A 20,824-nucleotide genomic window follows, 5' to 3' on the forward strand; every position below is an offset into this window, starting at 1 on the left:
CCGCGATCATCCGTCACCCAGTGCCCCAAGGAGGCGCCGCTCTACAATGCGCACTTCGGCCCGGCGTGTCCGCTTGGACAGTGAGGCCGCGCTCTCGCCTTCGCGCGGATCGGGAGGGGCAGCGCCGCCCGCGCCCCGGCTGATGATCCGGTCTGCCGGCACCCCGGCATCGGCGAGGGCCGTGGCGACCACATCAGCCCGGCTACGTGACAGGGCAAGGTTGGCCTGTGCATCGCCGTCCGCGCCAGTGTGACCGGTGATCAAGGCAACTGTGGTCGGGTGATCCAGAAGCGAATTGATAGCGACCGCGATCATGGCGTCAGATCCAGCGGCCGGCCGCGCGCCTACGTCGAAATCGACGACAACAACCTCTGGTCCATCTGCGCGGGGCCAGACAAGCCCGGCCGCGCTGAGCGCAATAAACACTGTGACGAGCATAAGCAGACCCAATCCGACCCCCTTCCGTCGTCGGATTGATCGGTTGTCGAGGCGCATAACTTGGTTTCTCCTGCAATCAATATGCAACTTCTCCGCGACCGAAGAAGGCATGTTTCGCAAAGGCTCTGTCAACCGTCAAAGTCTCTCGCGTCCAATAACGCAGCGCGGGCGCGGCTGATCGGCCTGTCGAATCTCGACTGGCTGCATGGCGACCGAGGTTATGAGGCTGATTGGTTCACAGAGACGTTCAACCACAAAGGGATAAGCCTGAGCAAGAGTGCGCAGATCATTCGCGTCTGGACGGATGTGATAGGGTGGGGAGGTGTCTGCTCTTCGGTAGAGCGCGTTCCGAGGGAACAATTCCGCCGAAAGGAGAGGTGGCGCGTAAAAATCACGCCACCTCATCCGTTCAAGGGATCACTTTGTGATCGACAGGGCCGCCATGGACGGCAGTGTCAGGACGTCATGCGCCTGTGCGACGCGCTCGGGGGTGTAGTAGCCTTCTTCGTGCAGGAAATTGACCGTGGCGACCATCTTGCCCCCAAGGATCACCGGCAAGTTGATCACCGACCCACAGCCGAGTTTGCCGATCAGCTCCGCGTCTGGGAACACGGTGTCGATATCGGCCAGCGTGTTGGAGACAAAGGTTTCGTGACGGCCATGAACCTGCTCGAACCAGCGGTTCATCTCGATTTCCTTGGTGCCCGTTGTGGGGTAGTTTTCCGCATCATCCGTGTAAACGCGACGGGCGAGCATGGCGTCCATATCCGCGGTCATTACAGTGAACAGCTTTGCGCCCACTGTGGCCTTGGTCAGCGCGCAAAGCGCGTCATAGGCCTGCTCGTCGGTGGTGGCCTCTGACAGCGCTTTTTCAAAATCCTGGCGCGCCGTGTTTGTATCCGTCATGTCTTAGTCCTTGCGGTCTGGATTGCCGCCCGATGCGGCGTAAAGGGATTGGGTGTAAGGGTCGGTGAAGCTGCCATCGTGCAGCGCCGTTGCGGGCGCAATCTCGACGATGCGGCCCTTGTTCATCACGGCCATGCGGTCGCACATGAAGCTCACGACAGGCAGGTTGTGCGTGACCATCAGATAGGTCAGTCCCTGCTCGCGGCGCAGCTTCTTCAGTAGGTTCAGAATTTCCGCCTGTACTGAGACATCCAGCGCCGATGTGGGTTCATCCAACAGCATCACCTTGGGCTCCAACATCAGGGCGCGCGCAATGGCGACCCGCTGGCGCTGCCCGCCCGAAAGTTGGTGCGGATAGCGAAACCGAAACCGCTGATCGAGGCCCACGGCAGCGAGCATCTCAATCACGCGGGCATCGCGATTGCCAAGCCCGTGGATCTTCAGCGGCTCGCTCAGCACCGTGTCCACGGATTTGCGTGGATGCAGCGATCCATAAGGGTCTTGAAACACCATCTGGCAACGGGTGGCAAAGCCCTGATCGACAGTGCGTCCGCGGGGCTGTCCCAGTACCGAAATCTCGCCGCTCCAATCCGGTGCAAGGCCTGCGATGGCCTTGAGGATCGTGGATTTCCCCGATCCGCTTTCGCCGACCAGAGCAAAGCTCTCGCCTTCGGCGACCTCAATGTTCACGCCCTCAACCACCTTTGTGTGGCCATAGGAAATGTCGAGATCTTTCAAAATGATCGCGCTCATGTGCCGCTCCATGCGCTGCGGTCGAGGACGGGGAGTTCCTCGCGCGTTTCTTCCATCCGTGGCACCGCCGCCAGCAGGCCTTGGGTATAGGGGTGCGTGGCCTTGTGCAGGTCCTCTGCCGCGCAGCTTTCGACCACTTCGCCTGCATGCATCACGAGGATGCGGTCGCAGTAGCGCGCCACAAGATTGAGGTCGTGCGAGATCAGGATCAGCCCCATGCCCTTGTCGCGCACCAGCTCGTCGATGAGGTCTAGGACCTGCGCCTGCACCGAGACATCCAGCGCCGAGGTCGGCTCATCCGCGATCAGCAGATCCGGGCGCGGGATCAGCATCATGGCGATCATGATGCGCTGGCCCATACCGCCCGAAACCTCATGCGGGTAAAGGTTCACCACCCGTTCGGGATCGTTGATGCGCACGGAATGCAGCATCTCCAGCACGCGGGATTTGACCTCGCTGCGGGCAAGGGTCTCGTGGGTCTTGAGCGCCTCAGCGATCTGCGCGCCGATGGTCATCACCGGATTGAGTGAGAACTTCGGGTCTTGCATGATCATCGAGATCCGCGCGCCGCGCAGGTCGCGCATCTTGCGTTCCGACAGCCCTGCCAGGTCGATCCCGTCAAACACCATCCTGTCGGCTTGCTGACGGCCCGGGCTGCGTACCAGTCGCAGGATCGCGCGGCCGGTCATCGATTTGCCCGACCCGCTTTCGCCGACGATGCCCAGACGTTCGCGACCCAGGGTGAAGGACAGGCCCTTGACCACCTCGACGCGCCCTTGTGGCGTGGGAAAGCTGACGCGCAGGTTTTCCAGTTCCAAGAGAGGAGCCTGTTCTGATTGGTGGGAATGGCTCATGATTTGCCTCCCTGTTTGGGGTCCAGCACGTCACGCAGACCGTCGCCCAGGAAACAGAAGCCAAGCGAGACGATGATGATGGCAAAGCCGGGCATGGTGGCGACCCACCACTGATCGAGGATAAAGGCCCGCCCGCGCGAGATCATCGCGCCCCATTCCGGCAGCGGCGGCTGTGCGCCAAGGCCGAGGAAGCCCAGACCAGCGGCGGTCAGGATGATGCCTGCCATATCCAGCGTAACCCGCACGATCATCGACGAGGTACACAGTGGCAGAACATGGCCGGTGATGATCCGTGTATGCGAGGCGCCAAGCAGGCGCATGGCCGAGATGAATTCCGAGTTGCGGAAGGTCAGCGTCTCGGCGCGTGCGATCCGCGCATAGGCTGGCCAGGACGTGATGGCGATGGCGATGATTGCGTTTTCGATCCCCGGTCCAAGCGCGGCGACAAAAGCCAGCGCCAGGATCAGCTTTGGCATCGACAGGAACACATCCGTCACGCCCATCATCGCCTTGTCCACCCAACCGCCAAAGTACCCGGAAATGGCGCCGATCAACAGGCCAAGTGGGGCGGAGATCACCGCCACCATTGCGACGATCAGCAGTGTTATGCGCGCGCCGTAGATCACCCGGCTGAAAATATCACGACCCAGTTCATCGGTGCCCATCCAGTGCGCGGCGGAAGGCGGCAGCAGGCGTTGACCGAGGTTTTGTCCCAGCGGACTATGCGGCGCGATCCACGGCGCAAAGATGGCCGCAAGGATCAGGATCAAGAGGATCAGTGCGCCCACAACCGCCAGCGGATTGCGCATCAGCATCCGTGTAACACGGTAGCTGTGACCCAAGGAGGCCTGCAGGCGGGAGCTGGGGGAGTCGTCGAGCAGCCAGTTTGTCATCGTTGTCATGGTACCCTCCTATCGGCTGCGCGGGTCGAGAATGCGGTACAGCACATCCGACAGCTTGTTGATGAGAATGAAGACCGACCCGATCACCAATGTGGCGCCAAGGACGGCGTTCATGTCGGCATTGAGCAGCGCCACGGTCAGATAGTTGCCGATACCGGGCCAGCTAAAGACCGTCTCGATCATCACCGAGCCTTCCAGCAAAGCGGCATAGGAGAGGCCGATCACGGTGATCAGAGGCACTCGGATCGGGCGGAAGCCGTGGGTCCAGATCACCCGCCATTCCGACACGCCTTTGACACGGGCGGTGGTGATATATTCTTGGCCGAGCTGATCCAGCATGAAGCTGCGGGTCATCCGCGCGATATAGGCCAGCGAGAAGAAGCCAAGGATGGTGGCAGGCAGGATCAGGTGATCCAGCGCGCTCCAGAACACGTCGAAGTCGCCGGCGATCAGGGAATCGACCAGCAGCAGGCCAGTGCGTGGCTCTACCAAACCTTCATAGAAGATATCGACACGCCCGGGACCGCCGACCCAGCCAAGGCCTGCGTAGAACACGACCAGACCCACAAGACCGAGCCAGAAGGCGGGAACCGAATAGCCAAGCAGCGCAAAGACGCGGATCAGCTGATCCACCCATGTGCCCTGCCTTGCTGCGGCCCAGACACCCAGTGGAACCCCCATTCCGACGCCGATGATAATGCCAAGGGTCGCCATCTCCAGCGTAGCCGGGAAGACGCGCGCCAGGTCTTCGGCGACGGGGCGGTTGGTGGACACCGAATGGCCCAGATCACCCTGAAAGACATCGCCGACGTAGGTGATGAACTGTGCGATCAGCGGTCGGTCGAGGCCCATGGCAATGCGGACCGCATCATATTGTTCCTGAGTGGCACGGTCGCCGACCACGGACAGAACCGGGTCGATCGGAATCACGCGGCCGATGAAGAAGGTGATCGCCATCAACCCGACAAAGGTCAGGAGCGTGACGATGATAAACCCACCGATTGCCCCGGCGGTTTTCCTCAGCGCAGCGTGCGAAGGCGCGGCTGTATTCAAGGGTCTGGTCCCCATTTCTCCTCCCAAAACCCCCGGCGCGCGGGAGATCTGGCATCGTGAAAACTCTGCGTCGGGCAGGTCCCGGACGCGGTGGTTGGTGCATCAGGCATAAAACAATTTTCGAAATGTGCAAAAATTTTTTTGCCTGACAAAAATTTTTTTTGTAACCTGATGGAGAGAACATCCAGGAATGTGACCCGGTCTGGTGCTTCAGGCGCAGGTCCACCCCAAAGTGTGAAGAGCAAAAATGCCGCGTGAAAAAACACTACAAGAGCCCAGTGTCGGCCCAGCGATCCGCAAACGCCGCAAGCAACTGAAGCTGACCTTGCAGGCGCTGTGTGACAAATCCGGCGTCTCGGTCGGATATCTCAGTCAGGTGGAACGCGACAATGCAACGCCGTCGCTCGGCACGCTGGCGCAGATCTCAGCGGCGCTTAACGTGGGGCTGGACTATTTCATTTCGGCGTCCAAGCCCTCTGACGGCCTGACCCGCGCCGGCACCCGCCCGCTCTTTGCGCTGGATGATTCCTCGCTGCGCTACGAGGCGCTGGGCGCAGATTTTCCCGGCTCTGAGATGTCGTCCTATATCCTGCATATACCGCCCGCCTATGTCTCGGAAACCGTGAGCCATGAGGGCGAAGAGATCATCTTTGTCCTTGAGGGCGAGATCCAGCAGACATTGGACGGCCAGACCTTTGCCATGACCTCGGGCGACAGCCTGCACTACAGCGGCAACACCCCGCACGCATGGACCAACCCGACCGACCGCACGGCCCGCATCCTCTGGACCGGGACGCTGACAGTTCTCAATCGCAAAGGCGCCATCGAGCTACCGGAACTGTCCCACAAGCAGAACGCGTAAACCGCGACAGACAGATTAGAAGTTCAATCCAACAAGGAGACCTCCCGTGAAACACCTGAAGACAACACTGCTGGCCAGCGCGCTGCTTTTGCCGCTTGCCGCGCCGGCTGTGCTGGCCGAGACGCCCGAGGGCGTGCTCGTCGTGGCACAAAACATCGACGATATCGTCGCCATCGATCCGGCACAGGCCTATGAGTTCACCTCTGGCGAGCTGGTCACCAACCTCTATGACCGTCTGGTTCAGTACGATGCCGAAGACACCACCGTTCTGGCGGCAGGTCTGGCCTCGGAGTGGGTCACCGACCCTGACGCAAAGACCATCACCTTCACCCTGCGGGATGGTGCGAGTTTTGCCTCTGGCAACCCTGTGACCGCAGAGGATGTGGTCTATTCCTTCTCCCGCGTCATCAAGCTGAACCTGACCCCGGCGTTCATCCTGACCCAGCTGGGCTGGAACGCGGACAACATCGGTGAAATGGTCACTGGTGACGGCAACACGGTGACCGTGAAATACGCGGGCGACTTCTCCCCGGCGTTTGTGTTGAACGTCTTGGCCGCGCGTCCCGCATCCATCGTTGACAGCAAGCTGGTGCAGGAGAACGAAGTTGACGGCGACATGGGCAATGCGTGGCTCAACGCCAATGCAGCCGGTTCCGGTCCCTTCACGCTGCAGCGCTATGCGGCCGGTCAGATGGTGCGCATGCAGGCGAACCCGACCTATTTCAACGGCGCGCCGAAGATCGACAGCGTGATCATCCGCCATGTGGCCGAGAGCGCCACTCAGCAGCTGTTGCTGGAGCAAGGCGACGTGGATCTGGCCCGCAACATGACGCCGGATCAGGTGGCCTCGCTCGACAGTGGCGAGATCAAGGTCGACACCTTCCCGCAGGCGGCTGTCCACTTCCTGTCGTTCAACCAGAAAACCGAGAGCCTGACGCCCCCCGCTGTTTGGGAAGCGGCACGCTATCTGGTCGACTACAAAGGTATGACCGACACGATCATCAAAGGTCAGATGGACGTGCATCAGGCGTTTTGGCCCAAAGGCTTCCCCGGTTCTTATGATGAGACCCCGTTCTCTTATGACCCGGAAAAGGCCAAGAGCATCCTGTCCGAGGCCGGTATCGAGACCCCGATCACAGTGTCGCTGGATGTGATCAACGCCGCGCCCTTCACCGATATGGCGCAGTCGCTGCAAGCGAGCTTTGCCGATGCGGGCATCAACTTTGAGATCCTGCCGGGCACCGGCAGCCAGGTGATCACCAAATACCGTGAGCGCAGCCATGAGGCGATGCTGCTGTATTGGGGCCCGGACTTCATGGATCCGCATTCCAACGCCAAGGCCTTTGCCTATAACTCCGACAACTCTGACGACAATTATGCAGCGACCACCACATGGCGCAATGCATGGGCCGTGCCGGAAGAGATGAACAAGCGGACCATGGCAGCGCTGTCGGAAAGCGACGCGGATGCCCGTCTCGACATGTACCGCGAGCTGCAAAAAGACGTGCAGGCAGAGTCTCCCATCGTGATCATGTTCCAGGCGGCCTATCAGGTTGCCATGAACGAAGGGGTGTCCGGCTACGTGAACGGCGCAACCTCTGACTTCGTTTTCTACCGTCTGGTGGAAAAAGAATAATCTGAACCTTTTCGGGCTGCCGTGTCACCGGCGGCCCGAATTCCATATCTCCCCCCTCATTCCCCGGAGCCCTTGATGACCGAATTCCCGCTGACCGCCGCCCGCCTCGCTGCTCTGCGTGCCCGTATGGAGCTGACAGGCACCGATCTTGTTGCCCTTGGTCCGTCCAGCCATATGGCGTGGCTGTCTGGTGTGCATCCTCATGGCGATGAACGCCCGGTGATGCTCTTGGTGAGCCAGTCTTATGCGGGCTTTTTGATGCCGGCGCTGAATGCCGCCGCCGCGCGCAAAGATACCGACCTGCCGTTCCATCCATGGCGGGATGACGATGGCCCGGACGCGGCCCTGGCCGCACTGCTTGAGGCCTGCGGTGCGACGCGCCCGAACCTGTCGGTGGTTCTGGATGAGACCATGCGCACCGATTTCTCTCTGCGCCTGTTGGACGCACTGGACAACCCGCGTCGTCGTTTTGCCGATGACACCGTGAGCCTGTTGCGGGCCTCCAAGGACGACAGCGAATACCACGCGATCAAAGCCGCGCATTTGACCAACGACAAGGCGGTCAAGGCTGCCTTTGCGGCGCTGCGTGAAGGTGTGACCGAGCGTGAAATCGTCGAGCTGATCAAATCCGAGTATGCCGCTGCCGGTGCAACATTGGAGTTCTGTTCGATCTGTTTCGGCGCATCCGGTGCTTTCCCGCACCACACACCCGGTGACACCCCGCTGACCCGCAACTCCGCCGTGCTGATTGATACCGGCTGCCGTCTGGATGGCTACCCGTCCGACATGACCCGCTGCGGCTACTTTGGTACGCCTGAAGAAAGATACGAGGAGGTTTTTGCCGTTGTCGAGAAGGCCGTTCAGGCCGCACTCGCGGTGGCCAAGCCCGGTGTTGTGGCAAGCGATATCGACAAGGCCGCCCGCGATGTGATCACGGCTGCGGGCTATGGAGATCGTTTCCTGCATCGCACCGGCCATGGTCTCGGTATCGACATTCACGAACCGCCCTATATCGCCGCCAATTCCGAGGTTGTGCTGGCCGAGGGCAATGTGTTCTCGATCGAGCCGGGCATCTACCTTGAGGGTAAGTTCGGCATCCGTTTGGAGGAGATCGTCATCCTGCGCGAAGACGGCGCGGAGATCTTTTCCGAAATGCCCCGCGATATGGTGCGTGTCTAAGGGCTAATTACCTTCACGTCCGGTGGAGAGTGCGAATGAACGGGCGGCGCAGCTTAATGCTGCGCCGCTTTTTTGCCCAGAACGCCCGGCACAGCCAGATCCGCCACCGCAAGGCCCGCGAGGCCTGCCATATGCCAGCCGAGGACTTGATTGGAACTCAGCACCGGCAGGCCCAACTGTTCTTCGAGTGTTGGGATCACCTCAAGCGTTCGCAAATTGGTGCAGGAGAGGAAAACTGCATCCAGCGGAGCTTGTGACGCAAGCGCGGTGGCGGCTGCGCAAACCGATGCGGGCGCGATGCGGGCCACACGGGCCTCGATCTCCTCGCCAAACCCGATCATGTCCGGCACCGCGATCCCCGCAGTCTCGAAGGCCGCGCGGATCGGGGCGGCGACCGACGGGATATAGGGCGATACGATCCCGACGCGCGACAGGCCAAGCGCGCGGATGGCGGTCAACGCGGCGGTCAGCGGATTGGTGACCGCCTCTGTGGTGACGCTGGCGGCGACCAGTGCCTGCACCCGAGCCGCGCCGATCAGCGTGGTACCGGAGGTGCAGCCATAGGCAACCACGGAAAACCGCGCGGCGGGTGGCAGTAGCGCTGCGGCCTGCGGTAGGTCACCCGCCATTGCGGCGATCGTGTCCGGCGTTAGTTCGGCGCCTGAGGGCACGCGGGTGACATGCAGCCGTGCCTTATCCTGCGGGATCATGCGACGAAAATCCTCTTCGATGGTCTCATCCACCTGCAGAGTGATCAGTCCGAGGCGGGGGCGGGTGTCTTCCGCGATCTCATATGGAAAATGTACCATCAGGTGATCTCCGGCAGCTCGGCAGGGGCGCGGGGCGACAGCAGTTCAGCGCCACTCTCGCGCAGGACGATGTTTTCCTCATGCACCATGATGCAGCCCGGGCGCAGGATCGCTCCGGGTTCCAGCGTCAGCACCATGCCCGCGCGCAGCGGCGTGTTGTCCTTCGGTGTGAAGGAGGGCCATTCGGTCAGGGTCAGCCCCAACCCATGGCCCAACCGACCGCCACCGGGCGTGGCGCCGTGGCGCACAAGGGCTTCGGTCAGGATATGATGTGCGTCCCGCGCCGACATGCCGGGGCGCAACGCCTGCAGGCAATCCTCGGTGGCGGACCAGAGCGCGGCATGGGTGCGACGCGCCAGATCCGAGGCCGGTCCGATAGCATAGTTGCGGTCGAAATCGCAGAAGTACCCCTCGCGCACTGCGCCGGTGTCGAGCATCAGCACATCGCCCTGAGTGAGGGCGCGCGCAGGCGCGGGCGAGATGACATCGCCATAGCCCTCGGGACCGGCGCCGCCTGCCAGATAACTGACCCAATCGGCCCCTTCGCCCAGTAATAGAGCCTGAAAATCGCGAAACACGGCGTCGAGCGGACGGCCAGCCCCTGCGCTCTCCGGCACCCGGTCAAAGGCGCGCGCGGCGATGGCACAGGTGCTGCGGATCTTCTCGACCTCGGCCTCCGACTTGATCTCTCGGACCCGCTGCACGACCTCGGTGGCATCGGCAAACCGGCGGGGCGCAAGGCCATCGCGCAGGCGCTCATAGTCTGTCAGCGGCATCCGCAGGTGTGTCTCCAGCCCCATCGGCAGGCCGACGGAGCCATGTTCGGGCACCAATGTCGCCAGCGTGTCCCGCAGCAGGCTGACACCGTCATCCACAGGGTCAGGCGCCTCCCAGGTGCGGATCTGCGTAATCCATGTGCGTTGCATCAGCTCGGCGCCAATGGCGGGGATGACCGCAACCGGGACACCCGTCGCGGGCACCACCATGAACCACGGGCGGGCCGGACTTTCCCAGAACCGGGTCAGGAAGCCGGTGACATAGAACACATCCGCAGGGCTGGTCAGCAGCAGCGCATCGTGACCTGCATGCCCCATAGCATCCTGTAGCGCCCGCACCCGCGCCTGATATTCGGACGTGGGAAAGATCAGCGAGGTGTCAGGCATCTTCCGGCCCTTCGCTGAGGATGGCAAGCACCCGGGCCTCAGGGGGCAGGTCCAAGCCCGCCAGCAAGGCGGCAATCCCGGCGGCGCCGGAGGGTGTGGTCGCCAGCCCATGGTCCGCAAGCGTGGTGACGGCGGTTGCTGCCTCCTCCTCCGTGAGGGTGACAAACAGATCCGCGTCGCGGGCGAGGCCTTGCAGCGCGATCATCGAGGGTGTCTTGCAATCCAAGCGCCCCATGGCAGAGACGGGGCCGGCTGTGTCGACCACCGCACCGGCGCGGATGCTCTCCACCAGGGCTGGGGCGGCTTCGGGCTCCACCACGATGATCTGCGGTGCATCGCCCCAGGTCCGGCGGGCATGGGCGGCCACGGCGGCGGCCAGCCCCCCGACACCGGCTTGCAGCAGGATATGGGTCGGCGGCTGCGGGATTTGGGTCGCGGCCTCCTGCGCCAGTTGTAGGTACCCCTCCATCACCAGATAGGGCAGGTCGACATAGCCGGGCCAGGAGCTGTCGGACAGCAGCGTCCAGCCTTTGACCTCTGCCGCGATCTCGGCGCCTGCCATGCTGGCCTCGTAGTCGCGGCCCTCGCGCACCACCTCGGCGCCTTTGGCCCGCAGTCGGGCGGCAAAGCTCTCGGGCACGGTCTCGGCCAGGTAGACCACCGTCCGCGCGCCGAACAGCGCCGCCCCGGCTGCCACCGACAGGCCATGGTTTCCGGCGCTGGCGGTGACGTAGGTCTGGCCGACAAGCGCTTGCTGCCAGGCGCTGTCCACAACACGATCCGCCGCTGCCCTTGCAATGGCATGGGCGGCGCCGAGCGCCTTGAAACTGCCCAGCCCCATGCGGTTGCGTTCGTCCTTGAGGTAGACCTGCGCCACGCCACAACGGGCGGCCAGTTCCGGCAGATCCAGCAGCGCGGTCTCGGCATGCGCTGGGCACCGCCCCAGCAGTTGCATCACCCCGGAGGCATCGCTGCAGGGAAATGGCGCGTCCAGATCGAGGCCCCGACCGCGGTGCGGATTGGCAAAGGTGACGGTCATGATGCGGGCTCCTGTACTGGTGATATTTGCCAGTCTATCGCGTCCGTGGTGGCGTATCCCGGAATTCTCGGCCTCCATGGGGCCGATATTCGGCAAAAGTAGTAAGCTCTTGTCCGAAATTGGGCTTTGAGTGGCTCCCTGTCTTACACGGGAGCCGAAATTCCGACATATCTTTTGACATGGACAGATTCGATGCGCTCATCCTGGAGGCGATCCAGACCGATGCCCGGCTGACGGCGGAGGCGTTGTCACAGCGGGTGGGGTTGTCGCCCGATGCCTGCCGCAAGCGGCTGGCGCGGCTGCGGGCCTCCGATGTAGTGGAATCCGAAATCACTGTGCTTGCGCCCGATAAGGTAGGGCGCGGGTTGCTGCTGATCGTCGAGGTGACGCTGCAGAACGAACGGATGGAGGATCTGGACCGGTTCAAGGCCCAGATGCGGGCCGCGCCGGAGGTCATGCAGTGCTACTACGTGACCGGAAACGCGGATTTTGTCCTGATGATCTCGGCCCGTGACATGGCGGATTACGATGACTTCACCCGCCGTCAGTTCTTTGCAGAGGAGAACGTGCTGCGCTTTCGCACCAGCGCGGTGATGGACCGGGTGAAGACCGGGTTCTCAATGCCGGTGGTGCCTGACACGGGCTGATCGCGGTCGGAGAGATCATCTGACGCATCAGGATCTGATATGAAAACGGGCCACATCCCGAAGGATATGGCCCGACCCTTCACTAGGGTATGACGAACGGCTTTGACTATTCGGCAGCCTGAGGGGACACCTCGTCGACCACGGCGTTGTTGTTCACCAGATCATCGTCCTTGTGGAACAGAGGGTAGATGAACAGGAACGCAGCTGCGATCAAATAGCCGCCGGAAACACCGCCGAGTTCGGGCCAGTGAAGGCTTGCGCCATGGATCACCCCGATCGACGCCATAGCCGCCGCCGCCAGGGCAAAGCCCCCCGCGTTGCGGAAGTTGCCGTCGATGACGCTGGCGACGATCGCGCCCCAGATCAGGCCAGTCAGGATTGCCCCCTGTGACAGCGACAGATGACCACTGAAATGCGCGCCCTGCTGCAGCAGCGCCGCCGTCAGCGCGTCATCGCCCAGCTGCGGCACGCCCGCGACACCAACCGCGCCGAGCGCACCGATGAGCGAGCCCCATTTCACCATCAGGAATGCGGAGACATGCGGCATCATCGCGATGGTGACAGCCGCCATATGCTCGGTCTTGACCGAATGGGCGGTATTGGTGATCAGGCTCAGCGCCACGAAGACCAGCACGGGTGCGGCAGCAGCCACCGGGATCAGGTTGTTGAGGAAGGCCAGCAGGCCGAAGATCGCCGCCAGCGGGATCACCGTGCCAACCCCGATGATGTAACCCGCATGCGCGCCCATGCGCTTGTAGGCCGGATGGCCGATATAGGCGGTGGTCGGGAAGGGCGAACCGAAGACCGCACCGATCATGGTGCCCACCCCGTCAGTGATCTGGCAGGTGGCCACTGGGTAATGGTCGCCCGCACTTTCAGCGCTCTCGACGTTGTTCATGGTCTCGATAAAATTATAGATCTGCACCGGGACCAGCACCAGGAACAGCTCCGGGTTCACAAACAGATACTGGATGCCCGCGATCAGATCCCCGAAGTAAGGGAGCGGCGGGTAGAACCCGATGCCCTCGACGCTGATGGTGGAGGTGCCAAGCGCCAGCGCCACCAGGGTGCCGACGATCAGCGCCAGCAGACCTGCAGGGATATTGTAGGGCAGGCGGAAGCGTCCCACGAGCCCCCAGAGGATAATGATCATCGAGGCAAAGCCGACGTAGGGGTTCTCGAACACGGTGGCCAGCGGGACGGTGCCGATGAATACCAGCGCAATACCACACAGCGTGCCGAGCATGCCGGCGCGCGGTGTTACGCGTTTCAGCCAGGGGCCGATGAGGGCGCCGAGGGCTGCGACGATGCCGCCCATGAAACCAGCCCCGATGCCCACCTGCCAGGCGATTAACGGATCATTGGTCGCCCAGTAGATCGGTCCGATCACGCCAAACAGATAGACAAACATCACCGGCGTCGAAATGCCGTAGGGCAGGGCGGTCACGTCGCGCCCGTGCTGCGCCGCCGCGCGTTTCGCCAGCGCTACATAGACAATGATGCCAGCCAGGATCGCGACGCCTGCCCCGGGAACGATGCGCCCGTACACGATCTCGGCGGGCATCTGAAAGACGAACTGACAGACGCCTGCCAGCACCATCAAGTTGACGAGATTGTCGGTGAACAGCGCCCAGAACGCGCTGAAATCGCTGCGGTGAAACAGCGAGTATTTATAACTCCCATCCCTCATGGGGACCTCCCTTTTACAACCGGATGCACGGGCGGTACTCCTCCCTCCACGTGCCTCCGGTGATGTGTCACTGCGCCGCGAGATGCGAGACAGCGTCCCCGAAGTCGGGGTGAAATGCGGCAGTTTCAGAGGTCAGCGCGGTGATCACTTCGGCTGCCACAAGGGCGGCGATCACAGCAGGCCGCTTGTCGCGGCTGCCGCCTGCCCCGATAGGGCAGATCAGGTCTGCAACAGAAAGCCCGTCGCAGTGTTCTTGTGTCCAGCTGGCGAATTTCGCCCGCTTGGTGGCAGAGCCGATCATCCCCACATAAGCCGCGTCGCCGCGTTGCAGCGCCGCCGAGGTCAGCAGGAAATCAAGCCCGTGGTCATGGGTCAGCACAATGAAGGCGCTGCCGGGGGCGGCGTTCATCACCTCGATCTCGGGGATCGCGCTGAGGCGACGCTCGACCAAAGCTTCGGATTGGTCCAGCTCGTCCTGTCGCTGGTCGATCAGCACCGTGCGCAGCGGCAGATGCTGGAACAGATCCGCAAGTGCGCGGCCCACGTGGCCCGCGCCAAGGATATGGACCGCCGGACGCGCGGCGTCTTCGACCTGCGCGGCCTCGACTGCGGCGGATTTGTCAGAGGCGCTCATGCGGGTGATGGCGATCTCCACCCGCCCGCCGCAGCACTGGCCGATCTCCGGCCCCAAGGGTACATCCATATGGTGCGACAGGTTGCCGGCGGCCAGCAAATCCCGCGCCGCCTCGATTGCGATATGTTCCAGCTGGCCGCCGCCGATGGTGCCGAACAGGGTCTCGGCGCGCACGAACATCTCGGTGCCGGTGGCACGGGGGGACGACCCCCGCACCCGCGTGAGCCGCAGGCTTGCCACCGGACCGGCGGCGTCGAGATACTGTCTGAGTTTCTCTGCCTGCATCATGGGCTTACACTCCGGCCTTCAGCCGTTCGACTGCCATCAGCACGCGCTCGGGCGTGGCTGGCGTTTCCAGACGCGGGCATTCGCGATAGTCGGAAACCGAAGCCACAGCCATCGACAGCGCCTCCAGAACCGAGATCCCCAGCATGAAGGGCGGCTCGCCCACGGCCTTGGAGCGTTTGATGGTCATCTCGCGGTTTTCCGACCAGTCAGCGAGCTTCACGTTGAAACTGCGCGGCCGGTCCGAGGCCAGCGGGATCTTGTAGGTCGAAGGCGCATGCGTGCGCAGGCGCCCTGCATCATCCCACCACAGCTCCTCGGTGGTGAGCCAGCCCATGCCCTGGATAAACGCGCCCTCAACCTGCCCTTTGTCCAAGATCGGGTTCAGCGAGCGACCCACGTCATGCAGGATGTCCGTGCGCTCGACCCGGTATTCGCCGGTGAGCGTGTCGATGGCGACCTCCGAGCAGGACGCGCCATAGGCGTAATAGTAGAACGGCCGTCCCTTGCCCGCCGCGCGGTCCCAGTGGATCTTGGGCGTCTTGTAGAAGCCTGCTGCCGACAAGTGCACCCGCGCCATATAGGCCTCGCGAATGAAGGCGGCGAAGTCCACCACCTCCTCGCCGATGCGAATGTGGTTGGGGCCAAAGCTGACGGCGCTTTCTGCCACGCCCCGGCTCTCGGCAGCGAATTTGACCAGCCGAGTCTTGATCTGTTCGCAGGCATCCAGCGCCGCCATGCCGTTCAGGTCAGACCCGGAGGAGGCCGCCGTGGCCGATGTGTTCGGAACTTTTTCCGTGGTGGTCTTGGTGATCTTGATGCGGTCGAAATCAACCTGGAACGCCTCGGCCACCACCTGCGCGACCTTGGTGTTCAGGCCCTGACCCATCTCGGTGCCACCGTGGTTCAGATGGATCGAACCGTCGTTGTAGATGTGGATCAGCGCTCCGGCCTGATTGTACCACGTGGCGGTGAAGGAGATGCCGAATTTGACCGGGGTCAGCGCGATGCCACGACGGATGATGCCGCCCTTGGCATTGTCGGCAATGATCTCTGCACGGCGGGCCTGATAGTCGCTGCTCTCTTCCAGCTCCTCGACAATGCGACCGATCACATTGTCCTCGACCTCCTGATGATAGGGGGTGAGGGTGCGCCCATCGCCGATCTCGCCGTAGAAATTGGCCTTGCGCACCTCCAGCGGGTCCTTGCCAAGCGCATAGGCAATCTCCTCGATCATCCGCTCTGCGGCGACCACGCCCTGGGGGCCGCCGAAGCCGCGAAACGCCGTGTTAGAGACTGTATTTGTCTTCTGTGGGCAGGATATCAGGCGGACGTGAGGATAGAAATAAGCGTTGTCGGCATGAAACAGCGCGCGATCCGTCACCGGGCCGGATAGGTCCGAGGAATAGCCGCAGCGCGCTGCAAACTGGCTGTCCACCGCCTGAATGCGCCCCTCACCGTCAAAGCCGAGATCATAGTCGATCACAAAGTCATGCCGCTTGCCGGTTGCCGTCATGTCCTGATCGCGGTCGGGGCGGATCTTGACGGGTCGGTTCAGCTTCTTGGCGCCAAGGGCTGCGACAGCACAGAACAGGTTCATCTGGCTTTCCTTGCCGCCAAACCCGCCGCCCATGCGGCGCACGTTCACCACCACCGCATTCGACGGCACGCCCAGCACATGAGACACCATATGCTGCGCCTCGCTTGGGTGCTGGGTGGAGCAATGCACGATCACATCGTCATCCTCGCCCGGAATGGCAAAGGCGATATGGCCCTCGAGATACATGTGATCCTGCCCGCCGACGGTGACGCGGCCCTGCAGCCGGTGCGGTGCTTCGGCCAGACCAGCCTCCACATCGCCGCGCTCCAGTTTCAGCGGGTCGGTGACCATCGGCATGCCAGCGTCGCGGGCCGAAATCGCATCCAGCGCGTGCGGCAGCACCTCATAGTCGACATCCGCCAGTTCCGCCGCCCGGCGGGCCGCATCGCGGCTCTCGGCGATCACCGCAAACAGCGGCTGGCCGTGGAATTCCACCTTTTCGGTCGGAAACACCGGCTCGTCATGTTTGCCGGTGGGGCTGACGTCATTGACGCCGGGGATGTCGTCGGCGGTCAGCACGGTCACCACGCCCGGCGCAGAGCGCACCCGGGACAGATCCATGCCGCGGATGTTGGCATGTGCCACGGTGGAAACCCCGAGATAGGCGTGCAGGGTGCCCACAGGTTCGGCGATGTCATCGGTGTAGTCGGCCCGGCCCTGCACCTGCTTGATGGCGCTGTCGTGCTTGAGGTCCTGGTGGGCGGCGCCCTTGATCTCGGCGGTGGTGTTCAGATCTTTCATGGTCCTGTCCTCCCTCACGCGATGGCCAGACGCACCGGCGCGTCCTGATTGGTGTCATGTTCCAGCTGAAACCGGCGCAGCAGGTTGGCCGCGACCGTAGTCCGGTAGTCCGCGCTGGCCCGCCAATCGCTGAGCGGGGTGAAATCTTGGGTCAGCGCCTTTGCTGCCGCATCGAAGGTTGCAGCTGTGAAGGGCTGTCCGATCAGCGCGGCTTCGGCCTGCGCGGCCCGTTTGGGCGTCGCGGCCATGCCGCCAAACGCCAGACGGGCGGCGGTGATGATGCCTTCGGTGACGGTGACACTGACCCCGGCGGCGACGGAGGAGATATCCTCGTCGCGGCGTTTGGAGATCTTGTAGGCGGCGTCGATCTGGCCCGGTTGGCTGCGCGGAATGCGGATGGCGGCAACAAAATCGCCTGCCTCGCGGTCCTGTTTGCCATAGTCGATGAAGAAATCCTCGAGCGGCAAGATGCGGGTGCCGCGTGTACTTTGCAGCATGACCTCCGCACCAAGCGAGATCAGCACCGGCGGCGTATCCCCGATCGGCGAGCCATTGGCGATATTGCCGCCGATGGTGCCCATGTTGCGCACCTGCCAACCGGCGATGCGGTCCCAGTAGTCGCCGAGATACGGGAAGGCCTCGCGGATCGCGGCCTCGCTCTCGGAATAGGTCACGCCGGCGCCGATGGTCAGCGCATCTTCATTCAGGTCGATGGACTTCAGCCCCTCCAGATGGGTGATGAAGACCACCGGAGAGATCGGACGCATGAATTTGGTCACCCACAGCCCCACATCGGTTGAGCCTGCTACGATGGTGGCCTTGGGGTTTTCGTCCAGCACCTTTGCCAGATCGGCCACATCCAGCGGCAGAATGGCGCGGTCGTCTTCGGGGCCGGTCTCGATACGCGATTTTGGCTGCAGCGCCATCAGCCGCGCGGTCACATCCGTGCGCTCGCGGGTCAGGTGGTCATGCGCGGGAGAGCCGTATTGCGTCACCGCCATTGCCGCCTTCACGATCGGCTCATAGCCGGTGCAGCGGCAGAGGTTGCCTTGGATGGCGGTCTCGACCTCCTGTACCGAAGGCTCAGGGTTGCCCATCCACAATGCATAGAGCGACATCACGAAGCCCGGCGTGCAAAAGCCGCACTGGCTGCCGTGATAATCCACCATCGCTTGTTGGACGGGGTGCAGGCGGCCCATGGGGCCGGAAAGATGTTCGACGGTGACGATGTGGCAGCCGTTGAGCGAGGCCAGAAAACGAATGCAGGCATTCACCGTCTCGTAGTGCAGCTGGCCCTGATGCAGACGTCCAACCAGAACCGTGCAGGCGCCGCAGTCACCCTCGGCGCAGCCTTCCTTGGTGCCGGTCAGCCGCTGTTCCAGACGCAGGTAATCCAGAAGCGTGAGCGTTGCCTTCACCTCGGTGACGGTCTTCTCCTCCCCGTTCAGAAGGAAGCGGATATCGTTCTGCTGAGCCATTTGCCCTCCCAATTCCATCTCCTGCCTGGCAGGAGTGTCGGGAGTTTACTGTTTATGACTGCCTCTAAATATGGTGGGCTTTGCGAAATACTTTCAACAAATCGTTGAAAGAAGCGCGCCGAACGTGCGTGTATACTGGGCGTGCGCACAAGTGTTGAGGATTTTGAATGGCTTATAATGGCGTATCTTGAGAGCCTGCGGGTGTTCTGCCGGGTGGTGGAACTGGGCAGCATCACCTCGGGCGGGCGCGACCTGCGTCTGACCCCTGCGGTGGCGAGCAAACGAATCAAGGAACTGGAGCAGCATCTGGGCGTGCGGCTGTTCAATCGCACCACCCGATCACTGACGCCGACTGAGGTGGGCAGCGAGTTCTACAAGGAAGCGCTGCGCATCCTGAGCGCCGTGGACGAGGCCGAAACCGTGGTGGCGCAATTCTCCGGGGCGCCGCGCGGCACGCTGCGGGTGACCGCGCCACTCGCCGCCGGGCGACGCATCATCGCCCCCTTGGTGCCGGATTTTGTCGAGGCCCATCCCGACATCGAGGTGCGCATGCGGATGTCGGACCGCAAGGTGGATATCCTTGCCGATGGCATCGATGTGGCGTTCTTCGTGGGCAACCCGCATGATTCCAGCCTGAAGATGCGCAAGATCGCCACCTGTGACCGGGTGCTATGCGCCGCGCCCGACTATCTGGAGCGGTTCGGCACACCAGACGCGCCCGAAGATTTGATGAAGGGGCACAATTGCCTGTTGCTGCGCTATCCGCGCTCGCCGGAATACTACTGGACCCTGAACACCAGGTCCGGCTTTCGTAAGTTCGAGGTGAAAGGCAAATATGACGCCGATGACAGCGATGTGCTGCTGAACTGGGCGCTGGACGGGCGCGGTATCATCAACAAGCCGAGGTTTGAGGTGGCGCAGGCACTGCGCAGCGGCGCACTAGTGGAAATCCTGCCCGAGGCGCATCCGATCCCGGCGACTTTCGGCTGTCTTTACCCGCACAAGAAATTTCAAGATCCCAAAGTCAGGCTGTTGGTGGATTTCATTACCAGCCGGGGGCAGGCCTACCTGCAGGGCCTTGAGGCACCGCGCGCCGATCCGGCCTGACGTAAACAAAAAACGCCCCGCAAATCTGCGGGGCGTTTTTCGTGAGTGGTGGTGTGACGCCGGGTCGAGATCAGAAATCCACCTCGATGGCGATGCCCTGTTTGACCGCGAGTTCAACGACCGACGAGGCCACGGCCAGATCCTGCAGGCCGACGCCGGTGCCGTCAAAGAGGGTGATCTGCTCCGCCGAGGTCCGGCCCGGATGCGCGCCGTTGATGACCGCACCCAGCTGCGCCACATCGGCCTCCGCAATCAGCCCCTGCGCCACCGCGTGCTGCGCCTCGCCGATGGAAATGGACTGCGCCACCTCGTCGGTAAAGACATCGGCGCGCACCAACAGTTCGGGATCGACCTCCTGCTTGCCTTTGGTGTCGGTGCCCATGCAGGCGATATGGGTGCCGGGGCTGACCTGATCGGCCTTGAGAGTGGCATCAAACGACGAGGTGATGGAGATGATCACATCCGCCTCTTTCAGACCATCCAGTTCCACGGCTTCGAACGGCAGGCCAGCCTCGGTGGCGACCTCTTCGAGGTTCGGCAGCATTTCGGGATGCAGGTTCCAGCCGATCACCTTGTCGAAGTCGCGCTGTTCCAGCGCGGCGCGCAGCTGGAACTTGGCCTGATGCCCGGCGCCGATCATGCCGATCACCTTGGCGTCCTCGCGCGCGAGATGCTTGATCGACACCGACGACGCCGCCGCCGTGCGCAGAGCGGTCAAGAGGTTGCCGCCGACCATGGCGCGCACCTTTCCGGTGTCGGGATCAAACAGGAAAACGGTGGACTGGTGGTTGATCAGCCCGCGCTTTTCCAGGTTGTTGGGCCAGTAGCCGCCGGCCTTCAGCCCCAGCGTCAGGCCCGCGCGGTCAAAGCCGCCCTTGAAGCCGTAGAGCGCGTCTTCATGGCCGATGGCCTCGCGCACCACCGGAAAGTTGTAGGCGTCACCGGCGGCCATGGCGGCAAAGACCTGCTCCACCGCGTCAAAGGCGGCCTTGCGGGTCATCAGGTCGGCAATCGCCCGTTCGGGAACGATATACATGAGGTGTCTCCA

Annotated in this window: 19 protein-coding genes; 5 read left to right on the forward strand and 14 right to left on the reverse strand. The window is 62.7% G+C overall.

Going from position 1 to position 20,824, the window contains the following annotated elements; translation table 11 throughout:
* Nucleotides 1-6: 6 nt before the first annotated feature.
* The 6 genes from R0J92_RS17090 to R0J92_RS17115 form a co-directional block, all read right to left on the reverse strand.
* Nucleotides 7-315, reverse strand: coding sequence for an OmpA family protein (locus tag R0J92_RS17090; RefSeq protein ID WP_317385061.1), 309 nt, complete (start codon nt 313-315; stop codon nt 7-9).
* A 540-nt stretch (nt 316-855) separates the two neighbouring features.
* On the reverse strand, nt 856-1,344 hold the full coding sequence (locus R0J92_RS17095; protein WP_411052505.1) for a GAF domain-containing protein: 489 nt from the start codon (nt 1,342-1,344) through the stop codon (nt 856-858).
* Nucleotides 1,345-1,347: 3 nt separating this feature from the next.
* On the reverse strand, nt 1,348-2,097 hold the full coding sequence (locus tag R0J92_RS17100; RefSeq protein ID WP_317385063.1) for an ABC transporter ATP-binding protein: 750 nt from the start codon (nt 2,095-2,097) through the stop codon (nt 1,348-1,350).
* Nucleotides 2,094-2,951 carry an ABC transporter ATP-binding protein gene (locus R0J92_RS17105; RefSeq protein ID WP_065321211.1) on the reverse strand — a complete coding sequence of 286 codons (858 nt, stop codon included), beginning with the start codon at nt 2,949-2,951 and terminating at the stop codon, nt 2,094-2,096. The genes R0J92_RS17100 and R0J92_RS17105 overlap by 4 nt, the downstream gene beginning before the upstream one ends.
* Nucleotides 2,948-3,853, reverse strand: a complete 906-nt coding sequence (locus tag R0J92_RS17110) for an ABC transporter permease (RefSeq protein ID WP_065321210.1) — start codon at nt 3,851-3,853, stop codon at nt 2,948-2,950. The genes R0J92_RS17105 and R0J92_RS17110 overlap by 4 nt, the downstream gene beginning before the upstream one ends.
* A 9-nt stretch (nt 3,854-3,862) precedes the next feature.
* Nucleotides 3,863-4,921, reverse strand: coding sequence for an ABC transporter permease (locus tag R0J92_RS17115; protein WP_411052506.1), 1,059 nt, complete (start codon nt 4,919-4,921; stop codon nt 3,863-3,865).
* A 232-nt stretch (nt 4,922-5,153) separates the two neighbouring features.
* Here R0J92_RS17115 and R0J92_RS17120 point away from each other — a divergent pair, with 232 nt between their 5' ends.
* The 3 genes from R0J92_RS17120 (at nt 5,154) to R0J92_RS17130 (ending at nt 8,583) form a co-directional block, all read left to right on the forward strand.
* On the forward strand, nt 5,154-5,768 hold the full coding sequence (locus R0J92_RS17120) for an XRE family transcriptional regulator (RefSeq protein WP_317385067.1): 615 nt from the start codon (nt 5,154-5,156) through the stop codon (nt 5,766-5,768).
* 46 nt (nt 5,769-5,814) lie between these two features.
* The gene (locus R0J92_RS17125) at nt 5,815-7,404 is read left to right on the forward strand and encodes an ABC transporter substrate-binding protein (RefSeq protein ID WP_106165327.1); all 1,590 of its coding nucleotides are present in this window, start codon (nt 5,815-5,817) and stop codon (nt 7,402-7,404) included.
* Between the two features lie 75 nt (nt 7,405-7,479).
* Entirely contained in the window at nt 7,480-8,583 is a 1,104-nt protein-coding gene (locus R0J92_RS17130; protein WP_411052507.1) for a M24 family metallopeptidase, read from the forward strand.
* A gap of 53 nt (nt 8,584-8,636) precedes the next feature.
* On the opposite strand, the gene R0J92_RS17135 is transcribed toward R0J92_RS17130, so the two are convergent.
* From R0J92_RS17135 to R0J92_RS17145, 3 genes are read right to left on the reverse strand one after another with little or no spacing between them, the layout of a single operon-like run.
* Entirely contained in the window at nt 8,637-9,392 is a 756-nt protein-coding gene (locus R0J92_RS17135) for an Asp/Glu racemase (protein ID WP_411052508.1), read from the reverse strand.
* A complete protein-coding gene (locus R0J92_RS17140) occupies nt 9,392-10,555 on the reverse strand; it encodes a M24 family metallopeptidase (protein ID WP_411052509.1) in 1,164 nt (387 codons plus the stop codon). Before R0J92_RS17140 ends, R0J92_RS17135 begins: the two co-directional genes overlap by 1 nt.
* Entirely contained in the window at nt 10,548-11,594 is a 1,047-nt protein-coding gene (locus R0J92_RS17145) for a pyridoxal-phosphate dependent enzyme (RefSeq protein WP_411052510.1), read from the reverse strand. Before R0J92_RS17145 ends, R0J92_RS17140 begins: the two co-directional genes overlap by 8 nt.
* 179 nt (nt 11,595-11,773) lie before the next feature.
* On the opposite strand from R0J92_RS17145, the gene R0J92_RS17150 reads away from it, so the two are divergent.
* On the forward strand, nt 11,774-12,241 hold the full coding sequence (locus R0J92_RS17150) for an Lrp/AsnC family transcriptional regulator (RefSeq protein WP_411052511.1): 468 nt from the start codon (nt 11,774-11,776) through the stop codon (nt 12,239-12,241).
* Nucleotides 12,242-12,347: 106 nt separating this feature from the next.
* Here the strand turns inward: R0J92_RS17150 and R0J92_RS17155 are convergent, their stop codons facing one another.
* The 4 genes from R0J92_RS17155 to xdhA form a co-directional block, all read right to left on the reverse strand.
* Nucleotides 12,348-13,931, reverse strand: coding sequence for a xanthine/uracil/vitamin C permease (locus tag R0J92_RS17155; RefSeq protein ID WP_411052512.1), 1,584 nt, complete (start codon nt 13,929-13,931; stop codon nt 12,348-12,350).
* A 67-nt stretch (nt 13,932-13,998) separates the two neighbouring features.
* Nucleotides 13,999-14,850, reverse strand: coding sequence for a xanthine dehydrogenase accessory protein XdhC (gene xdhC, locus R0J92_RS17160; RefSeq protein WP_411052530.1), 852 nt, complete (start codon nt 14,848-14,850; stop codon nt 13,999-14,001).
* Nucleotides 14,851-14,857: 7 nt separating this feature from the next.
* Entirely contained in the window at nt 14,858-17,191 is a 2,334-nt protein-coding gene (gene xdhB / locus R0J92_RS17165) for a xanthine dehydrogenase molybdopterin binding subunit (RefSeq protein WP_411052513.1), read from the reverse strand.
* A 14-nt stretch (nt 17,192-17,205) separates the two neighbouring features.
* The gene (gene xdhA, locus R0J92_RS17170) at nt 17,206-18,669 is read right to left on the reverse strand and encodes a xanthine dehydrogenase small subunit (RefSeq protein ID WP_411052514.1); all 1,464 of its coding nucleotides are present in this window, start codon (nt 18,667-18,669) and stop codon (nt 17,206-17,208) included.
* Nucleotides 18,670-18,846: 177 nt separating this feature from the next.
* Between xdhA and R0J92_RS17175 the strand changes: the two genes are divergently transcribed.
* Nucleotides 18,847-19,776: a LysR family transcriptional regulator gene (locus R0J92_RS17175; protein WP_317385077.1), complete on the forward strand. Its 930-nt coding sequence runs from the start codon at nt 18,847-18,849 to the stop codon at nt 19,774-19,776.
* Between the two features lie 70 nt (nt 19,777-19,846).
* Here R0J92_RS17175 and bhcD read toward each other — a convergent pair whose 3' ends face one another.
* Nucleotides 19,847-20,812: an iminosuccinate reductase BhcD gene (bhcD, locus tag R0J92_RS17180; RefSeq protein WP_411052515.1), complete on the reverse strand. Its 966-nt coding sequence runs from the start codon at nt 20,810-20,812 to the stop codon at nt 19,847-19,849.
* Nucleotides 20,813-20,824: the final 12 nt, after the last annotated feature.

This window comes from Tritonibacter sp. SIMBA_163 (genome assembly GCF_046535935.1).
In the GTDB taxonomy this organism is placed as follows: domain Bacteria; phylum Pseudomonadota; class Alphaproteobacteria; order Rhodobacterales; family Rhodobacteraceae; genus Epibacterium; species Epibacterium scottomollicae.

What these genes read in the sequence shown, in the direction of transcription:
- R0J92_RS17090 (WP_317385061.1), bottom strand. Translation starts at nt 315, where the DNA reads ATGATCGCGGTCGCTATCAATTCGCTTCTGGATCACCCGACCACAGTT.
- R0J92_RS17095 (WP_411052505.1), bottom strand. Translation starts at nt 1,344, where the DNA reads ATGACGGATACAAACACGGCGCGCCAGGATTTTGAAAAAGCGCTGTCA.
- R0J92_RS17100 (WP_317385063.1), bottom strand. Translation starts at nt 2,097, where the DNA reads ATGAGCGCGATCATTTTGAAAGATCTCGACATTTCCTATGGCCACACA.
- R0J92_RS17105 (WP_065321211.1), bottom strand. Translation starts at nt 2,951, where the DNA reads ATGAGCCATTCCCACCAATCAGAACAGGCTCCTCTCTTGGAACTGGAA.
- R0J92_RS17110 (WP_065321210.1), bottom strand. Translation starts at nt 3,853, where the DNA reads ATGACAACGATGACAAACTGGCTGCTCGACGACTCCCCCAGCTCCCGC.
- R0J92_RS17115 (WP_411052506.1), bottom strand. Translation starts at nt 4,921, where the DNA reads ATGGGGACCAGACCCTTGAATACAGCCGCGCCTTCGCACGCTGCGCTG.
- R0J92_RS17120 (WP_317385067.1), top strand. Translation starts at nt 5,154, where the DNA reads ATGCCGCGTGAAAAAACACTACAAGAGCCCAGTGTCGGCCCAGCGATC.
- R0J92_RS17130 (WP_411052507.1), top strand. Translation starts at nt 7,480, where the DNA reads ATGACCGAATTCCCGCTGACCGCCGCCCGCCTCGCTGCTCTGCGTGCC.
- R0J92_RS17135 (WP_411052508.1), bottom strand. Translation starts at nt 9,392, where the DNA reads ATGGTACATTTTCCATATGAGATCGCGGAAGACACCCGCCCCCGCCTC.
- R0J92_RS17140 (WP_411052509.1), bottom strand. Translation starts at nt 10,555, where the DNA reads ATGCCTGACACCTCGCTGATCTTTCCCACGTCCGAATATCAGGCGCGG.
- R0J92_RS17145 (WP_411052510.1), bottom strand. Translation starts at nt 11,594, where the DNA reads ATGACCGTCACCTTTGCCAATCCGCACCGCGGTCGGGGCCTCGATCTG.
- R0J92_RS17150 (WP_411052511.1), top strand. Translation starts at nt 11,774, where the DNA reads ATGGACAGATTCGATGCGCTCATCCTGGAGGCGATCCAGACCGATGCC.
- R0J92_RS17155 (WP_411052512.1), bottom strand. Translation starts at nt 13,931, where the DNA reads ATGAGGGATGGGAGTTATAAATACTCGCTGTTTCACCGCAGCGATTTC.
- xdhC (WP_411052530.1), bottom strand. Translation starts at nt 14,850, where the DNA reads ATGCAGGCAGAGAAACTCAGACAGTATCTCGACGCCGCCGGTCCGGTG.
- xdhB (WP_411052513.1), bottom strand. Translation starts at nt 17,191, where the DNA reads ATGAAAGATCTGAACACCACCGCCGAGATCAAGGGCGCCGCCCACCAG.
- xdhA (WP_411052514.1), bottom strand. Translation starts at nt 18,669, where the DNA reads ATGGCTCAGCAGAACGATATCCGCTTCCTTCTGAACGGGGAGGAGAAG.
- R0J92_RS17175 (WP_317385077.1), top strand. Translation starts at nt 18,847, where the DNA reads ATGGCGTATCTTGAGAGCCTGCGGGTGTTCTGCCGGGTGGTGGAACTG.
- bhcD (WP_411052515.1), bottom strand. Translation starts at nt 20,812, where the DNA reads ATGTATATCGTTCCCGAACGGGCGATTGCCGACCTGATGACCCGCAAG.